Consider the following 17,648-nt stretch of genomic DNA (forward strand, 5'->3'; position numbering starts at 1 on the left):
AAGAAAGTTAAATCCTGTGCTTGACTCTTGTGGTTAAAAACAGGACATTTTAAATGGTTTATCGCATAGACATTTTAATTGGTGAATAACACAGTGTTGTAAGCCCAAAATAGAAATGTCCGCTTTTAGAATGTGCACTTTTGCAATTTCCTTAGCGGACGGTTTGATATGTTGGTGTCTATGTCGGATAAAGAACTTAAACGATTGTCGGTCTTGCAGGAAATCTGCGATCAACGCATAACTCAATCCCAGGCTGCTCAGCTACTTCTACTTCATATTTCAGAATGTCAGGTCAGACGCTTACTGCAGAAATACAAAGTTCAAGGTCCAGCTGTATTAGCCCATACGGGTCGTGGCCAAACCAGCAATTCCAGGCTTTCTGAAGAACTCAGACTCAAGTGCCTCATATGGTTTCTGATCAACTGCATGGTTTCGGACCAACCTTGGCGCATGAAAAGCTTATTCAACAGGAGTTATGGTTCATTCTGACCAAGGCAGTCAGTACTGTAGTCGTGCTTTTAGAGCGCTATTATTGACGAATAACTTTATTCAAAGTATGTCAGGCAGTCTTGCGCAGTACACTGCTCATGTTGGGACAATGCAGTGACTGAAAGCTTCTTTCATACATTGAAAGGTCATGTAATCCATGGTAGTGTGTTTGCCACTCGAAAAGAAGCGAATGCTGTCCTGTTCGACTATATCGAGATTTATTACAATCGAATCAGAATACATTCTGCAAATGGCTGGTTAAGTCCTGAAGCCTTTGAACAAAAATATTGTAAGAATTTAGAGGGATCGAATGTCCATAATACTGTCTAGGATCAGATAAAGGATTCTGCATCTGAAAAAAAGGCCTTTAGCTTAATTCTGAGCTTCGACTAATGACAAAATATAAGACTTCTACCTCTGAAAATTGTAAAAAATCAATTTTTTTGATCTTTAAAGAATGAGGATATAGTATTTGTAAAATTACTTAGCTGCTTAAAACTTAATTCTAATTGGTTAATAGGTGAAAAATGAAATTAGCAGAAGCTCTCTTACTTCGAAGTGATCAACAAAAAAAAATTATTTCACTAAAACAACGTATCAATGCAAATGTATTGGTACAAGATGGTGATCAACCATCTGAAGATCCAAATGAACTATTGAAACAAGTATTTTCTTTAATTCAAGAATTTCAAAAATTAAGTTATGCAATTCATGAAACTAATGCTTTAACAAAATTAAATGATGGTCGTTCTCTACTTGCTTTATTGACTTTGCGTGATGAATTTGTAGAACAGCACAAAACCCTAACTGCAGCAATAAGTAATACATCTCGTGAATCTGATCGTTATAGTACGCGGGAAATAAAGTGGCATAAAGTTATTCCAGTTTCATCATTACAAAAACAAGCTGATGATATTAGTCTTAAATTACGTGATTTAAATGTGTTAATTCAGTCGAATAATTGGAAAATTGATTTGATTGAAGCCTAATAGTCCTTTAGATATAATCAAGTTGAACATACTGGGCGAGTACAAGATCCCTTACTTCCACAACATAGGATTGTAAATAAAGTGTAGTGGCTTGCAAAGCAAGTGGATAAGCTTAAAATTTTAAGTACAAATCAATCCATCACTTGGCATAACTCAAATCTTTGTGCGAACAAAGTTACACGTTACTTATAACTACCATGTACTGACAGTATGTTCACCTCAATTACTAAAAATAAAGAAATGAGCAAGCATCAGCTCAACTACATTTCTATTTTTAATTCGGTTCGGCTTTGTTGCATAACGAGCTGAAAAACAGATTTTGAAAACAGCAGATTCAAATCACAAGTGCGACACATTTGTAGTTAGTTGAAAAATTTAGGTGTATTCGTAGAATCATTAGACTTTTTCAACTCGCAATTGGAAAGCACGCAATGAAGAAATACACCCAACTCTCTCAAGATGAAAGTAAGCGTCCGCTGAGCCCCACTTTTTCTCACTCATGAATACCACAATAGTGTCCACTAAATTTTAAGTGGACACCTATTTATGGATTTAAAGACAGTTATAGACAGCACACCAATGCTAAAAAAGCCCCGTCGAACCTTCACGGCTGAATTTAAACATCAACTTATTCAGCAATGCCAGCAGCCAGATACATCAGTGGCTAAGGTCGCAATGCAACATCAGATCAATGCCAATCTGTTGCATAAATGGATTCGTCAGTCCAGATCAATGCCCCTGCATTAACCCCCCTCCATTCCACAGACTGACTTTCTTCCGGTCATGCTTCACCCGACTCCAGTCAAACAAGACGCACCTCCGCCACCTGTGCCGGAGAAGAATGCTGTCGCTCATATCAGGATTCCATTGCATAAGGAACAAAGTTCCGCAAGGGATCAGATGATCGAGATCGACTGGCCAGTGGAGTCAGTAACTGAATTACTGTTGCTGATCCAGGGTTTGACTCAATGATCCGTATTGATGAAATCTGGTTGTCTACCCAGCCCATGGACATGCGTGCGGGTATGGATACTGCCATGGCTAAGGTGTTGAGAGCCTTTGGCTCGATCAAACCGCATTGCGCTTACCTGTTCTGTAATAAACGTGGCCATCGCATGAAAGTGCTGGTGCATGATGGACGGGGATCTGGCTGTGTGCCCGGCGGCTGGAACAGGGAAAATTCCACTGGGCGCAGGTTCACCAGGGTGAAAGCATGGCGATCAGTCTGGAACAGTTACAGTCACTGATCCAGGGTTTGCATTGGCAGCGCATTGGTGGTGACGATGCTCTAAACCAGCTTGGTACATTCTGCTATTCTCCAAACGTTCTATTTCCTCTGCGTCATGACCTCAGGCATACTGCGGTCATTAAAATGCTGCCTGACTTAAGCCAACTGACCCATGAACAACTGCTGGAATTTACCAGACAGCTAGCGCTGCAGCATCAACAACTCGCAGAAGATAAACAACAATTAGATACCAAAGTTCAGCATCTTGAAGTATCAAATCAGCAATTGGATGCCAAAGTTCAACATCTTGAAGCATGCAACCAACATCTCTCTGTTCTCACTCAAAAATACGAGCATGAACTTGCGCTATTTAAACAGTATAAATTCGGTAGTAAAAATGAACATCTCACCGCAAAACAAATCCACCTATGGGACGAAGCGGTTGAAGAAGATATTGCTGCGGTTGACCTGGAACTGGAACGACTGAATGCAGATAAAATGAATACAGCTGCGCAGAAAAGCGAGTATGCACGACTCTAAAATCACCAAAGCGTTCGAATAAGTCTCGCCACGGGATACCTGAACGATAGCGCTTCAACAAATAGTCGGTTATCTTTGGCCGTTACTCCAACAGTACCCATTCGTCCAGGTAACAGATCTTTAACCTGTTCCCACTGATCATCTTTTAATGCATAGCGTTTAGTCATGAAAAAATTATGAGGACCGGTAAGATTTTCTCAAGCTAATTGATGACACGCCCTAAGAATAAAAAAATATTTATAAAAATAGACGTCTTGCGTTAGTCAAAATTTAAAATTTAAACAGCCAAAAGCTACATATTATAAGGTTTTAGCCAATTCAAAAATTAGGTAAAACGATACTTTCGCAAGAGGTCTAATCTATATTTTTTAGATTTAGCTATACAGAATTTATCATTCTGTATAGCATAGACTTTATACTCTATTAGTATCTAGAGTATAGTAAGAGTCAGACTGCTTAGCTAAAAGTTCAATAAACTGCGGAATTGCACTTGCACTTTGAACCGTACCGGGTTTGTCGGAGACTTTTTTATTTAAGTTAGGCCACCTGACCTAACGGGTTAATCTTATCATAGTACATTGCTTCAAACTCAAAAGGCGACTTGTAACCCAATGCACTGTGTACACGCTCTTTATTGAACCAATCTACCCAGTTGAGTGTCGCAAGTTGTACATCCGCTAAACCTTGCCAATCTGCTTTTAAATATTCAATCACCTCTGTTTTGTATAAGCCATTCACTGTTTCAGCCAAAGCATTATCGTATGAATCACCAGTTGTACCGACTGACGCTCGTAAATTTGCTGCTTCTAGACGATTGGTATAGCGAATGGAAAGATATTGCACACCTCTATCGGAATGATGAATTATATTCTTTGGCATACCTCGATCATGCAAAGCTTGTTCTAATGCATCAAGCACCATATCTGTATTCATACGTGTTGATACTTTCCATCCAACAATTGCTCGTGAAAACACATCAATAATAAATGCGGTATAGACCCAACCTGACTTGGTTTGAATATACGTAAAGTCACTGACCCACAGCTGATCTGGATGATCAGCACTAAAATTACGTTTCACTAAATCATTCGCTCGTTTTTGATCATCTCGGCTACGGGTGGTTTGTTTGTTCTTACCTCGCCAAACACCTTGTATACCTAGCTTTTTCATTAATCGAGCAACAGTACAGCGTGCAATAATATAGCCTTCACGTTTCAGTTTTTGCCAGACTTTACGTACACCATACCGACCTGAACTTTCCTTCCAAATTCGTTTAATCTCCTCAGCATGATGCAAGTCATGTAAATCTCGCTTTGCTCGATGTTCTGGATTTTCGCAGAGATCTAGAGTCCGGTAATAGGTTGAAGCTGCGATCGGTAAAATCCTACAAATCGCATCAACACCATATAAGTCTTTATTGTTATGGATGAAATCCACCATTATTTGTGTGGGCGGTCGAGCTCCGCCTGGGCGAAAAAAGCGGCTGCTTTACGTAGAATTTCATTCGCACGTTGCAGTTCTTTATTTTCGCGTTCCAGTTGTTTGATACGTTCTTGGTCTGAAAGCTGCTGTACTTTAACTGGATTTTGTTTATCTAAATATTTTTGATACCAAACACGTAGTGTTTCAGGAGTACAACCCTTGCGCAGTATACTGCTCAGGGAGCAATAGCTGTGATCGCAGCCCAATTCGATGGATAATCTTTCTCGGATTCAATCAATAATTGAACCGCTCTTTCTCTGATTTCAGGGGTATATTTTAATTTTGTCATCGGGATAGTCTCTCAGAATATTGACTCTCCGACAAACCCGGTACGGTTCAGTTTCTAGGTGAAGGTGAGTGGAAACGTAAGAAACATGGACCTGAATATCGTCGCCAATGGCGTAAGCTTCATATTGGCATCGATGCTGAAACCTTGCAAATACGTGCAGTACAGCTTACCACAAATAATGTGAGCGATTCGCAAGTACTCGGTGATTTACTTGCTCAAATTCCCTTAGATGAACGAATTGATTCGGTCTATACCGATGGTGCTTATGACACGAAGCACTGCAGACAAGTCATTCTAGATCGAGATGCACATGCGGTCATTCCGCCAAGAAAAAATGCAAACCCATGGAAAGATCAGAAATTGAGATCTTTAGAGCGGAATGAGTTACTGAAAACAGTTAAACGTTTAGGAAGAACGCTTTGGAAAAAATGGTCTGGTTATCATCGTCGAAGTTTAGTTGAAACCAAGATGCATTGCATCAAACTATTAGGTGATAAATTAACAGCAAGGAGTTTTTCTAGTCAGGTGAATGAGATTCATGCACGCATAGCCGTATTGAACAAATTTACAGAATTAGGTCGTCCTCATACCCAAGTTGTCACTTGAATTCTGTTCAAATGAGCAGAGTGTTGTCTTTTAAATCTTTGTGCAACAAAGCCCTTTAAAATTACATTTAGCATAAAATCTCTTATGCGAAGTCCAATATTAAATTAATCCCTTCACAAGGAAGAAGCTTGCTACAATGACCAATAAAACTGCAAAGCATTTCTTTAACATTGCTGGCGATAAAGCATGTGCCGCCTTCGCACCAAACTTAGCCGTAATGAAACTCATGATGCTAATGCCAATAAATGCATAAATATGCACGTAACCAATGGTATTAGATACATTAATCTCAGCATTTATACCAAAAATAATAAAACCTAATGCACCAGCGACAGCAATGGGGAATCCACATGCCGCAGATGTTCCAACCGCCTTCTGCATGACCACACCATAGCGATTCAGGTACGGAACCGTCAGACTTCCACCACCTATTCCAAAAATTGCTGATGCAATCCCAATGACACTACCAGCAGCAACTTGTTGACCTGACGACGGTAAAGTTTGCGTTGAATTAATTGCTGTTTTAGCATCTGTAAGCATCGTATATGCGACCCAAATCAGAAATAAGCCAACAATGATTTGTAGATGTAACCCTGATATCAAACCAGCAATACCTGCCCCAAAAAAACAACCAATCGCCATTGGTGGAGCTAGATTTTTAAATACAGGCCATAGCACAGCGCCATTTTTATGATGTGCCATTAATGAGCTGATTGAAGTGACAACGATTGTTGCTAAAGATGTACCTAATGCGAGATGCATAACAACATCAGGGTCATAACCCATTTGAGTAAAGACAATAAAAAGCAGTGGTACAATAATCGTACCACCGCCGACACCAAACAGCCCTGCTGCAAAACCAGCAAAAGCGCCGATGACTAAAAAGGTGATAAGTTCCACAATAGACTAACTTTTAAAAAGATGAAGGAATTAAGGCATTGGGTTAAACGTGTTCCAATTGACCCACTTGATGATAAGCACGATTAAAGTACACCAAGCTTTCTTCTTGATCGCTTTGCTTTACTGCAAGTACACGGCATAAAAAAATACTATGTGTACCGACTTGTTGAATGTTCTCAATCTGACAATCAAAACTGACTAATGCATCTTCCAAAATCGGCGAGCTTGTTTCTAACGTGCTCCAATCACCTAGTTTGAAACGATCTTCTGAGCTAAACTTACTTGAAGCAAATGCGTTAGAAATTTGCTCATGCTGTGTACTCAGCACATTGACCGCCAAGACTTTATTTTCAAAAAAATAGGCATGTGAACGGGAGGATTGATTCATACAGACTAATAACGTTGGCGGTGTATCCGTCACGCTACATACGGCAGATGCAGTAAATCCATGCATACCTGTTTCACCCGAAGTCGTAATAACATTCACTGCTGTGGTGAGTAAAGACATTGCATTTCTAAAGTCTGTTGCTTCAATCATCTCTTTCATCTCAAATGTACATATCACGTGCTCGTGCATAAAGCTGGACAAATGACCTTGCGATGATTTGTTCTGCTTCGCACGAGACTACGTTTGATTAAGCTTCTAGCTCTTTACGAACAATGGCAGCACCTGCGCTTAAAGCTTCAAGTTTGCCACGTGCCACTTGGCGAGATAGCGGTGTCATACCACAGTTAGTTGAAGGATACAGTTTATCTGCATCAACAAATTGCAATGCTTTGCGTAGCGTATTTGCTACTTCCTCTGCAGTTTCCACTTGAGTGGTTGCCACATCAATTGCACCCACCATCACTTTCTTACCACGGATCAATTCGATTAAATCCATTGGTACACGTGAGTTTTGGCATTCAAGTGAAATAATATCGAGCTTAGATTGTTGTAGTTTCGGGAATGACTCTTCGTATTGACGCCATTCATTACCTAAAGTTTGTTTCCAATCTGTATTGGCTTTAATGCCGTAACCATAGCAAATATGAACTGCAGTTTCACATTTTAGACCTTCAAGTGCACGTTCTAAGGTTGGTACACCCCAGTCATTCACTTCATCAAAGAATACGTTAAACGCAGGTTCATCAAATTGAATAATGTCTACGCCTGCTGCTTCAAGTTCTAAAGCTTCTTGGTTCAAAATTTTGGCAAATTCCCAAGCCAGTTTTTCACGGCTCTTGTAGTGTCCGTCAAAAAGTGTATCAATCATGGTCATTGGACCAGGCAACGCCCATTTAATTGGCTGACTGGTTTGGCTGCGTAAAAATTTCGCATCGTCTACAAACACTGCTTTTTTACGAGAAACTTCACCCACAACTGAAGGTACACTTGCATCATAACGATTACGAATACGCATGGTTTCACGCTTTTCGAAATCTACACCTTCAAGATGTTCAATAAACGTGGTTACAAAGTGCTGACGGGTTTGCTCACCATCACTCACGATATCGATACCTGCAGTGACTTGCTCATGTAATGATAATTTCAAAGCATCACGTTTAGCTTCTAATAATTCTTCGCCTTCAAGCTTCCATGCAGACCATAATTTTTCAGGTTCAGCTAACCAAGACGGTTTTGGCAAGCTACCCGCAGTTGAAGTTGGGAGTAAAAGTTTCGGTTGTGTAAGCGCCATGTCTAATCTTCTTTCTCTAAAATTCGTCAGTCTGTGTGTCAATTCGATGTCTTAAGCAGCTGTTTCGACCTTAAAGTTTGCTGCCCATTCATTTAAAATATCTTGATATGGTTTGATGAAGTTTTCTTCTGTCCATTTACCTTGCTTAACCGCTAACTCACCACGTTCAACACGGTCATAAACGATACGTGTCAGTGAGTAATCGCCATAGCTCAAGCTTGGTTGATACTCCACACCTGCCGGAGAGTTGGTGTTGTAAATTTCAGGACGATAAATTTTTTGGAAGCTTTCCATGGTTGCAATCGCGCTGATCAATTCAAAATCAGTATAATCACGGACTAAGTCGCCAGCGAAATAGAATGCTAATGGTGCATTACCACCTTCTGGTTTGAAGTAACGTACACGTAAGCCCATTTTGGCGAAATATTCATCGGTACGTGAATATTCATCATTGGTATATTCCTCACCTAAAATAGGATGTACGTTTGCCGTACGGTAATAGGTTTTAGAGGTTGAAACACTTAAACAAATCACAGGTGGCTTGGTAAATTCTGCCTTAAATACATCTGAATTCACCAAATGTTGATACAATTTACCATGTAGATCTCCAAAATCTTCAGGTTTTTCACCTACACCACAACCCAATTGAGGCAATACTACGCTGAAGTCGTAATCACGCACATAAGATGAGAAGCTATTGCCGATCATGCCTTCAATACGCTCCCCTGTTTTATGGTCAATCACTACACTTTTCAGTGTTTCAATAAATGGGAAAGTTTGACCATTACCTTCGATATCAATTTCAGCAGAAATGATGTCAATCTCAAGTGAATAGCGATCACCTTTCGGGTTATCAACGGTTGCCAAGCTATTAAAACGGTTGTTGATCATCGCAAGGGTACGACGCAAGTTTTCTTCACGGCTTTCCCCACGTGCCAAATTGGCAAAGTTTGTGGTTAAACGTGTGCTTTCTGCTGGTGTATAATTCTCATCAAAACGGATACGTTTAATTGAACACTCAAATGCTGTACTCATGGAGATTGCCACCTAAAAATTTTATAAAAAGCTAAATTTCTGAATGGCTGTATTTAAACGTGAATAAGAAAGTGAGTAAAACGATATAAATTCAGCTTAAGATGAGAAATACTCATCTTAATAAATTAAAGATTCTGAGGATTTTTAGTTATTCAGTAAGTTAAGCGGCTATCTAAAATCTTTATCTGAAATTGATAATGTTTTTTGCAACTCTACCAAAGATAATAAATCTCCAACTATCAAGTTAACATAACGATCAGCTTCTTGCCTAGAAGTAATAATATCATGAGAACCTTTCTGAGCAGCTTTGAAAATAGCATCTAACCGCTCGCCCAAATATTTCATCTGTGAACCAACGATTTCCTCAAATCTTTTAGAGTCTGACTGCTCATCAACATATGCAATAATTCGATTTATATAATTATCCACACCTAATTTAATAATTTTAGTTTTACCATTGTCTAAATTAATAGTCTTATCCTCTCTAGCAGGATAAATCACATCAGCAGTATCTTGAAATATTTGCCTACAACTATGAACAGCATTTGACCAATCCTCTGAATTTTCGGACGTTAAATTTTCATAAACAGATGCAAATTTTTGCGCTGATAATGGTACTAAATCTCCAATTTTTCCGTCTACAAACTTTCTTGTTCTAGAAAAAATATCTGACGTAATTTTTGAATATTTTAGCTCATAATATTTATTAGACACATATTCGTATACAAAAGCTTGTCGTTTAATTAGAAATTGAGAGTTCGTGCTAATACCATCTCTTAAACTCTTTCTTTCTAAAAAATTACTAGGGCGTGTCCTCATTTGAAGAATTGGTTTTAAATACTTAAAATCCTCCTTTGAGTTATTTTTATTTCTATATTTTCAATGGCACGTACTCTTCTTACCGATGATATCTGGCAGCAAATTCAAGATACTATGCGATTACATGGTTGTTACTGTTCAAAAAACAGTAGAAATATCATGGAAGCCATCTTATGGAAACTGCGCACAGGCGCCACATGGCGCGATATTCCTCAAGAATTTTGCCCTTGGCAAACTGCTTACAATCGCTTTAATCGCTGGGCAAGTAAGGGATTATGGGATAAATTTTTTTTAGATTACGAGGCGTCTTGGATCAAGAATGGGTATTCATTGACGGAAGCTACATACGCGTGCATCAACATGCAAGTGGAGCTCGGTATGGTTTCGAAAGAGCAATTGGACAATCACGCGGTGGACAAACAACAAAAATACATCTTGCAACCGACGCGAATGGATTACCGATTGATTTTAAAATCACTGGGGGTGACGTCCACGACAGTCAAGTTGCAAAACAACTGATTGATATTGTAGGCGAGGCAACATATCTCATTGCTGACAAGGGATATGATGCTGAGCACATTCGAATATGTGCTAAGAACAAGAATATGATTCCTATTATTCCATTGAGATCAAACAGTAAGAGATCGGATAAAGAATTTGGTAAATATCTATATAAATTAAGATATTTAGTTGAAAACGCTTTTGCGAGATCAAAACATTTCCGTGCTATTGCAAACTCGATTTGATAAACTAGCACGCAATTATAAATCTATGCGTATAGCCTGCATATTTATTTGGTGCAAAGCCAAATGAGGACACGCCCTAATAATTTCTTCACTTAATTTTAAAGCTTCATTCAATGACTCTTGATTAACTTGCAATGTTCTGCTTCCAAAGCATTATTGTAGTTATTCTCTTATATACTTTAGTTCTTATTAAATTTCAATTAGTGAATTTCTTTCATCTTAACCTTAGAAAATATCAGTATATCAAATCCTTACTATCTAATTAAATCGTTAAAATATAGGGTTTAGATTTAAACCCATATAACTATGTCAAACAAACTTGAACGTCAGAAATTGACTCTCCCAGCAGGTCACGACAAGCTTCTGCTTCACTCCTGCTGTGCACCATGCTCGGGTGAAGTGATGGAAACCCTAATTGAATCAGGCATCGACTTTTCGATCTTTTTTTATAATCCCAATATTCACCCTGTCAAGGAATATGAAATCCGTAAGGAAGAAAATATTCGCTTTGCAGAAAAACATAATATTCCTTTTATTGACTGTGATTACGATACAGACAATTGGTTTGCACGTGCCAAAGGCATGGAAAATGAGCCAGAGAAAGGTATTCGCTGTACCATGTGTTTTGATATGCGCTTTGAACGCACTGCCCTTTATGCAGCTGAAAATGGCTTCAGCCTAATTAGTAGCTCATTGGGTATCTCTCGTTGGAAAGATATGAAGCAGATCAATGATTGTGGGCATCGTTCTGCTTCACATTATGAAGGTATCACCTATTGGGACTACAACTGGCGTAAAAATGGTGGTGCTGTTCGTATGCTTGAAATCAGCAAGAAGGAAGAATTCTACCAACAAGAATATTGTGGCTGTGTATACTCCTTACGTGATACCAACCGTTGGCGTATGAGCCAAGGTCGTGATCGCATCAAATTGGGCGTGAAATTTTATTCGAATGCCATGGATGATGAAAGCTAAGCTTCAGTCGCCAGATACCAATTTTTCCAGGAACTGGTTCCACGGACTTCAATGGGTACAGTTGGAATCAGTTTTTCTTTTAGAACGTCAGTCTGTCCCACGGCTTTGGCAAGTCGGGCTTTCACAGAATGAATGCATTCACGATCTCCAAACTCACAGCGATCCAATGTCGTACCACCACAAGGACCATTCGCCAATCCTTTGGGACAAGTTTCAGGGCAAATATATAAAGTATCTCCTAACCTACATTGACCACAACTTTCACAACCCACGATCCCTTGCTTAGAGATAAATTCAGTTTTTAACAATGCTTTTGCTGCAGGCGCATTTTCCCAGAATGAGGCTTTAAAAATAAAATGCCCCACACCTTTGGCAATTTTGGACTCAAATAGAGCCTTGTGCATGAAATGCAATTGCTGATATTTAATAAGCTGGCTAGAGGATAGTTGGCGGGAATAATAAGCTAATTCTGGCACGAGTTCATTTTTAGTCTTCACTTGCCACAGTGCATTCCAGAGTGCTTCGAGTTCCTGTAAACCATAATGTCGATATTGTTCAATATATTTTTCTAAAAGCTTTTGCTCTTCAGGCTTATGGCATGCTGAAAGATGCACACCTGCAAAACTCAAATATTTACACATCAATATTTGTATAGCACAACGTTTATAAGCATTCTCAGTTCGTCCATCCTGTTCTTCCTGAGCCAACACTCGTAACATGTGTGGTGTAATCACAATTCCTGCGACCTTATGTTTCACCATAAAATTGGCACGTGCCAAACTAAGTGGCATAACACAAGCAAGTATATTTTGTGGGTATCGATGACGATTTAAAAAAGCCTTGGCTTGTTTTAAAGCCTCCATATCGTAACCCAACTGGGTAACGATAAAGTCTGCTCCTGCTTTAATCTTTTTGTGAAGTTTTAAATATTGTGCATCACGTTCAGCTTCAGCATATTTAAAGGGATTAAAAGCTACACCAATGTGAAATCCACCATAACACTTTGCGGCCATGACCGCATTTACAGACTCTAAATATCGGGTGCGATTCGTTCCATCTTGACCATTTGTATGCCCTTTTAACTTATCACCTGTGAGAAGCAGTAAATTTTTCTGTCCCGAAGCTTGAGTTGATTTTAAGAAGGTCTCAAAATCAGTAATATCCCGACCTTTCCCTGAATAATGGATGATTTTTTCCATTGATGAAGGAAATGTCTTCGCACATTCAAGTGGTGCCAAATCACTATCGGCATGCACTCGATCTGCCAAAGTGATCGCACATGGAAATTCTGCTAAAGACATTGGTACAGCAATGCCTTTAGCAGAACTTAAATATTCCAACAAAATACAAAACTGATTGTGCTTAAAATGGGAAGCAAGCTGTGACATAAAATAAAGTTCAAATAAAAATGATTGAAGCAGGTCGCTATTATATTCGACCTAACAGAATCAGCCCGATTAATCTTAATCAGGCTGATATAGAAAATTTTAGTCAACAATTATGCAATGAATCTATTCACTACATTCAATCAGGCAACTTTCTCATGAGATTCTCGCTCTAATGTGAAATGAAATGCCTATTCTTCAAGAATATTTTGATACGGCTTAATGAAGTTATCTTCTGTCCATTTACCTTGCTTAAGATTCAATTGAACACGTTCAACACCGTCATAAATTTTACGAGTTAAGAGAAATCATCATTGTGAACAGACTATTTCTCTAAGTTGATTCATCACAACATGTAATTTATAGCCATAGAACCGGCCCATTGAGCTTTTACCACGAGATGCAATTTTAGATAATGATTTATGGCGGTGAATAGGTTTGTGCAACAAAGCCTATTCTAATTAAAACTTGGATTTCATAACCATTAATTTACAGTACAACTATCAATAAAATCGCCCCACCATTGCATCATTTCCATACGCTGATTAAAATATTCTGCATGATTATAACTTGCACGGGTTTTATTTTTATCAGTATGAGATAGCTGTGCTTCAATCCAATTTGATTGAAATAAACCGGATTCGTTTAATATGGTACTAAATGTCGATCGTAACCCATGAGAAGTTAATTCATTTTTAGTATATCCCATTTTTCTGATAATCAAGTTCAGGGTATTAAAATGAATAGGTTTATTATTATTTCGGGGGCTAGAAAACACATATTTCTCGCCATGAGACCAAACGAGTGCTGATTTCACAACTTCAAGTGCTTGATCAGATAGTGGAACAAAAAAATCAGGGATATCATGACCTAAAATAACCTTTCTTCTATATTGTTTAATATGTAAGGCTGGTATTTTCCATATTTTTTTATCTAGATCGAAGTGATGTGGTTCACAAAGCAATAATTCTCCACCACGGACGCCTGTATATAATTTAAATAACAGGGCTTTTTTAATAATAGGATCTGTATTAATCTGATTTAATTTAGCTAAGAAATTAGATAGTTCATCTGAATTCAAATAAGGATAGTTTTTCTTAATCTTATTGTTGACTAATATTTTATGAAGTCCATGTGCAATATTATATTCACAATACCCCATCGCTACCGCATAATCATAAATCTGATTTAAATAACTATAGGCTTTCTTTACAGGTTCTTTTACATTTCTAGATTCTATCTTTTTAATAATCTTAACTAGATCATATCTTTTAATTTCAATAAATGGGATTAGTCCAATATTTGGATAAACATCCTGATCTAAACATTTTTTTGCGAGCTGAATTACACCGCATCGTGGTTCATCTTCAAAGGAATTTTTAATTTTAAATTCTAACCACTCTTCACAAATATCCTGAAAAGTTTTGATGTATTTTTTATGCAGTGGTTTATTTTCATAATTATTAAATTTATATTCATCCCGGACTGATCTGGCCTCTTTCAAGGACATTACAGGATATTCACCCAACTTCATGCGAGGACGTTTATTTGTCCCTGCAAGTGAATAGCGGTAACTCCAAGATTTACGTCCGTTTGGTTCTACCTTCAAACTTAAGCCGTCATCATCTGCCAGAAAATAGATTTTTTCCTTTGATTTAGCTTGACGTACCTTAATTTCAGTAAGACTCATGAATTTTTAACCTAACCACAAATGGCACTGCTCAATTGAATTATAGCAAATTTAAGCGATATTCATATGATGCGTATCATACGCATCACATATTTCTATAAGCAATTGTTAAATAAAATTTATATTTAGATTGGCTAATCCTTAGTAACCAATTAATTAACCATTAATTTTGCAAGTCTTAAATTGGCATTTGAAGTGTAACCCCATGTTATGACTATTCACATTTCTGCTCTATGATTCATGGTTACTTATTAGTTATATTATTATGTCAGGAGCGATACAAGAATTAGGGTAACCTTATGGAAATAGCGAATACGAAATTACTAGCTGGCGCTTTGATAGCCCTAACTTTAACTATAGTTAGCCCTGTCGTACTTGCAAATGATAACAATGATATACGAAAGACTATTGTAGTTAAGTTTGCTAAAAAAGCTTACTCTGCAAATTATTACGGAAGGATAGATGGATACAAGTATGATTCCTACAAATTTTATGCTAAAAAAGGGCAAAAGTTAAAAGTGAAGTTGACTGGAGGAAATGTTGAAGCTTACTTATGGGGTAATCAATTAAAAGACTCCATCAATCTTGGAGAATATTCTCCAGAGCTTGATGATAATGGTATTTATATTTTACCTGCTTCAGGTGAGTATGAAATTAGAGTATTACAACCTAGATCACAGGCAAGAAAAGATAAAAAACCTCAATACTGGATGAGTATTAACATTAAATAAAGACTTGCTAGATTTTTTTAAGCTTTTATACCAGGGTTCAAAAACTATTGCCAGTTAAACGGGGCGTGATTTTTACATATATGTTTTTATATTAATAAAAATGATATAGATACGTAATTCATAGAGATCGTTTCAATTTAGCAATCTCTAAATACATCTTGTAATTGGCATGTTGAATCCGTTCATTTGAGGGGTCGTATTGCTTCTGGACTTCATCTAAGAAAGGAGTTTCTTCACATAATTCAAAGTACCTTTCCATCGGTGTTTTACCTTTCAAAGCCGAATGTGGTCTCATCCAGTTATAGTAATGCTGCCATTCTGCCAGTTTGCTCTGAATTTCCTCTGAATCGATATCTACAGTAGCGTAGAACTCAGATTTATCAGTCTTTTGTGAGCGCTCTACCTTGCCATTCAGATGAGGTGAACCCGGTTTATTTGGCCTAAATTTGATTCCATACTGCATCATTTTTTCTGTACTTTTTCAGCAAAGAATGCTCGTCCACGATCGGTCTGTATTCGCTGTATGAGAAAAGGTATTTCTTCAATTACACAGTTAAAAAGTCGAGTGTATTCGCAGCTGTTCGGCGTTTATATATCCTTAAAACGCGATATCGTGTGCAGTCATCGATAGATGTGTACTGATATAGTCCAGGACCCAGTTTACAGGTATCCATTTGAATTCTATCGCCTGGTAATGGACGTTCATAACAAATGTAATCTACTTTACGACGGAATTTTTTAATCGGTTTGACTTAATGGGTGGATAGTACTTTATGGATAGTCGCCAAGGACAACGAGACTCCGTGCAGCTCATTAATTCGGTTTGCAAACGTCGAGCACCAAGATTTCTAGCTGAGCGCATTTCCAATATTAAAGCTTCTAGCTCAGCATTGATTTTAGTATTTGGCGATTTTAAGGGACATTTACTATGACTACTTAATCCATCAATACCTTGTTCAGAATATCGTTTCCACCACTTGCGTAAAGTTGGTCTAGAAATGCCACATCTCCGACAAACCAGGCCAGCATTATTGGTCTCTTCAAATAATTTAACCCATACGAGTCTTTGTTGAATTTCTCTGTTCATAGACACCCATTATATTGAAGTGATGTCTATGAATCACACAGATTATCATAAGGCTTTTGAAACTGTCGCACCTCATGTTTGAATTCACCCATTAACAGAGTGCGAATTAGTCCTTGATCATGTTTGACCACATTTCAAGGAATAGTGTCCAACTTTCGGTATGCAGATTATGGTGTGGGGTTCTCTTAAAGTTTAAACCTTATTATTTTACTTCAGTAATGCTGATTGGCTGGTCTTTTACAAATTCAACAACCCCTTCACCACGTTTAAAGTGAATTGAAACTCCATTATTATTAGCTAAACGAATACCACTACCAGCAACTGTTTGCTTTAAACGATATACCATGCCTGAGTTATCAGTCATTAAAGCAGTTTCAAAGTTATCCGATGATTTCAGAAAAATTAATAAACCATTCGGACCAGAAAATTTAAGGACCTGCGTATCAGCTGAAGTATTGCTTGTAGCCTTATCTTGTAAAGTTTCAGTCTTTGGACTCGAAGTACACCCAGTCATTGCTAAAACTAACAAAGTTAAACTTAAAAAATATTTCATTTAACTACCTTTTTCATCTGTAAATCATAAGTGTATTTATACTAATTGTTATAATTTAACAATAAAACAAATATTACTTTTTTTTACATAAAACAGCCATAAATCGCATTTTGAACCTTACCGGATTTATCGGAGATTTTTTTATTTAAGTTAGGCCACCTGACCTAACGGATTAATCTTATCATAGTACATTGCTTCAAACTCGAAAGGCGATACATAACCCAGTGCACTGTGTACATGCTTTTTATTGAACCAATCTACCCAATTTAATGTCGCTTGAGAAGCAATGCTTCTCATCTCAGGAAAGTTGGTCTCCGACAAACCCGGTACGGTTCAGGCTAAAGCAACAGAACTTTGATAATTTCTTTTGAGCTTGTCATATCGAGTAGCTATTCCTCTAAATTGCTTTAATCTACAAAACATAT

13 protein-coding genes, 13 pseudogenes and 1 other annotated feature are annotated in these 17,648 nt (G+C 37.8%); of the genes and pseudogenes, 11 read left to right on the forward strand and 15 right to left on the reverse strand.

Annotated features, from left to right (window positions below):
* Positions 1-180: 180 nt before the first annotated feature.
* From NI464_RS14560 to NI464_RS14585, 7 genes and pseudogenes are all read left to right on the forward strand, one after another.
* Positions 181-461: pseudogene (locus NI464_RS14560) on the forward strand (ISNCY family transposase); the annotation flags it as partial.
* Positions 455-819, forward strand: a pseudogene (locus tag NI464_RS14565) (IS3 family transposase); the annotation flags it as partial. The pseudogenes NI464_RS14560 and NI464_RS14565, both read left to right, overlap by 7 nt.
* A gap of 197 nt (positions 820-1,016) precedes the next feature.
* Positions 1,017-1,478, forward strand: coding sequence for a DIP1984 family protein (locus NI464_RS14570; RefSeq protein ID WP_000761345.1), 462 nt, complete (start codon positions 1,017-1,019; stop codon positions 1,476-1,478).
* Between the two features lie 546 nt (positions 1,479-2,024).
* On the forward strand, positions 2,025-2,225 hold the full coding sequence (locus NI464_RS14575) for a transposase (protein ID WP_004647840.1): 201 nt from the start codon (positions 2,025-2,027) through the stop codon (positions 2,223-2,225).
* A 36-nt stretch (positions 2,226-2,261) separates the two neighbouring features.
* Positions 2,262-2,450, forward strand: coding sequence for a hypothetical protein (locus NI464_RS14580; protein WP_016807214.1), 189 nt, complete (start codon positions 2,262-2,264; stop codon positions 2,448-2,450).
* A gap of 65 nt (positions 2,451-2,515) precedes the next feature.
* Positions 2,516-2,691: pseudogene (gene tnpB, locus NI464_RS15995) on the forward strand (IS66 family insertion sequence element accessory protein TnpB); the annotation flags it as partial.
* Positions 2,692-2,844: 153 nt separating this feature from the next.
* Positions 2,845-3,231: pseudogene (locus tag NI464_RS14585) on the forward strand (IS66 family transposase); the annotation flags it as partial.
* Here the strand turns inward: NI464_RS14585 and NI464_RS14590 are convergent.
* Positions 3,227-3,413: pseudogene (locus tag NI464_RS14590) on the reverse strand (transposase); the annotation flags it as partial. The pseudogenes NI464_RS14585 and NI464_RS14590 sit on opposite strands and share 5 nt — an antisense overlap.
* A gap of 370 nt (positions 3,414-3,783) precedes the next feature.
* A pseudogene (locus tag NI464_RS14595) lies at positions 3,784-5,017 on the reverse strand (IS3 family transposase).
* Positions 4,612-4,728, reverse strand: a sequence feature (AL1L pseudoknot). Its footprint overlaps the pseudogene before it by 117 nt.
* 45 nt (positions 5,018-5,062) lie before the next feature.
* Here NI464_RS14595 and NI464_RS14600 point away from each other — a divergent pair.
* A pseudogene (locus NI464_RS14600) lies at positions 5,063-5,623 on the forward strand (IS5 family transposase); the annotation flags it as partial.
* Positions 5,624-5,722: 99 nt separating this feature from the next.
* Here NI464_RS14600 and NI464_RS14605 read toward each other — a convergent pair.
* From NI464_RS14605 to NI464_RS14625, 5 genes are all read right to left on the reverse strand, one after another.
* The gene (locus tag NI464_RS14605; protein ID WP_086044993.1) at positions 5,723-6,523 is read right to left on the reverse strand and encodes a sulfite exporter TauE/SafE family protein; all 801 of its coding nucleotides are present in this window, start codon (positions 6,521-6,523) and stop codon (positions 5,723-5,725) included.
* 43 nt (positions 6,524-6,566) lie between these two features.
* The gene (locus tag NI464_RS14610; RefSeq protein WP_086044999.1) at positions 6,567-7,061 is read right to left on the reverse strand and encodes a flavin reductase; all 495 of its coding nucleotides are present in this window, start codon (positions 7,059-7,061) and stop codon (positions 6,567-6,569) included.
* Between the two features lie 97 nt (positions 7,062-7,158).
* The gene (locus tag NI464_RS14615; RefSeq protein WP_004281804.1) at positions 7,159-8,202 is read right to left on the reverse strand and encodes a methionine synthase; all 1,044 of its coding nucleotides are present in this window, start codon (positions 8,200-8,202) and stop codon (positions 7,159-7,161) included.
* 51 nt (positions 8,203-8,253) lie between these two features.
* Positions 8,254-9,237: a putative oxygenase MesX gene (locus NI464_RS14620; protein WP_004647848.1), complete on the reverse strand. Its 984-nt coding sequence runs from the start codon at positions 9,235-9,237 to the stop codon at positions 8,254-8,256.
* Positions 9,238-9,405: 168 nt separating this feature from the next.
* Entirely contained in the window at positions 9,406-10,056 is a 651-nt protein-coding gene (locus NI464_RS14625) for a hypothetical protein (RefSeq protein ID WP_253139294.1), read from the reverse strand.
* A gap of 63 nt (positions 10,057-10,119) precedes the next feature.
* Here NI464_RS14625 and NI464_RS14630 point away from each other — a divergent pair.
* A pseudogene (locus NI464_RS14630) lies at positions 10,120-10,869 on the forward strand (IS5 family transposase).
* A 239-nt stretch (positions 10,870-11,108) separates the two neighbouring features.
* Complete coding sequence (locus NI464_RS14635) at positions 11,109-11,777, forward strand: epoxyqueuosine reductase QueH (RefSeq protein ID WP_004647714.1); 669 nt, start codon at positions 11,109-11,111, stop codon at positions 11,775-11,777.
* Here the strand turns inward: NI464_RS14635 and NI464_RS14640 are convergent.
* The 4 genes and pseudogenes from NI464_RS14640 to NI464_RS14655 all read right to left on the reverse strand — a co-directional run bounded on the left by NI464_RS14640 (position 11,774) and on the right by NI464_RS14655 (position 14,852).
* Positions 11,774-13,165 (reverse strand): methylenetetrahydrofolate reductase C-terminal domain-containing protein, encoded by a 1,392-nt coding sequence (locus NI464_RS14640; RefSeq protein ID WP_253139297.1) that lies wholly within the window; start codon positions 13,163-13,165, stop codon positions 11,774-11,776. The two genes, NI464_RS14635 and NI464_RS14640, sit on opposite strands and share 4 nt — an antisense overlap.
* A gap of 188 nt (positions 13,166-13,353) precedes the next feature.
* Positions 13,354-13,470: pseudogene (locus tag NI464_RS14645) on the reverse strand (putative oxygenase MesX); the annotation flags it as partial.
* Positions 13,471-13,479: 9 nt separating this feature from the next.
* Positions 13,480-13,596, reverse strand: a pseudogene (locus NI464_RS14650) (transposase); the annotation flags it as partial.
* Positions 13,597-13,646: 50 nt separating this feature from the next.
* Positions 13,647-14,852 carry a tyrosine-type recombinase/integrase gene (locus NI464_RS14655; protein ID WP_253139300.1) on the reverse strand — a complete coding sequence of 402 codons (1,206 nt, stop codon included), beginning with the start codon at positions 14,850-14,852 and terminating at the stop codon, positions 13,647-13,649.
* 299 nt (positions 14,853-15,151) lie between these two features.
* Between NI464_RS14655 and NI464_RS14660 the strand changes: the two genes are divergently transcribed.
* Positions 15,152-15,583 carry a PPC domain-containing protein gene (locus NI464_RS14660; RefSeq protein ID WP_253139303.1) on the forward strand — a complete coding sequence of 144 codons (432 nt, stop codon included), beginning with the start codon at positions 15,152-15,154 and terminating at the stop codon, positions 15,581-15,583.
* A gap of 118 nt (positions 15,584-15,701) precedes the next feature.
* Here the strand turns inward: NI464_RS14660 and NI464_RS14665 are convergent.
* From NI464_RS14665 to NI464_RS14680, 4 genes and pseudogenes are all read right to left on the reverse strand, one after another.
* Positions 15,702-16,670 (reverse strand): annotated as a pseudogene (locus NI464_RS14665) (IS481 family transposase).
* 202 nt (positions 16,671-16,872) lie between these two features.
* Positions 16,873-17,223 carry a hypothetical protein gene (locus tag NI464_RS14670; RefSeq protein ID WP_004281821.1) on the reverse strand — a complete coding sequence of 117 codons (351 nt, stop codon included), beginning with the start codon at positions 17,221-17,223 and terminating at the stop codon, positions 16,873-16,875.
* Between the two features lie 150 nt (positions 17,224-17,373).
* Positions 17,374-17,499: pseudogene (locus NI464_RS14675) on the reverse strand (IS3 family transposase); the annotation flags it as partial.
* A gap of 57 nt (positions 17,500-17,556) precedes the next feature.
* Positions 17,557-17,648 (reverse strand): annotated as a pseudogene (locus NI464_RS14680) (IS5/IS1182 family transposase); the annotation flags it as partial.

Origin of the sequence: Acinetobacter lwoffii (assembly GCF_024129685.1) — a bacterium.
In the GTDB taxonomy this organism is placed as follows: Bacteria; Pseudomonadota; Gammaproteobacteria; order Pseudomonadales; family Moraxellaceae; genus Acinetobacter; species Acinetobacter lwoffii_X.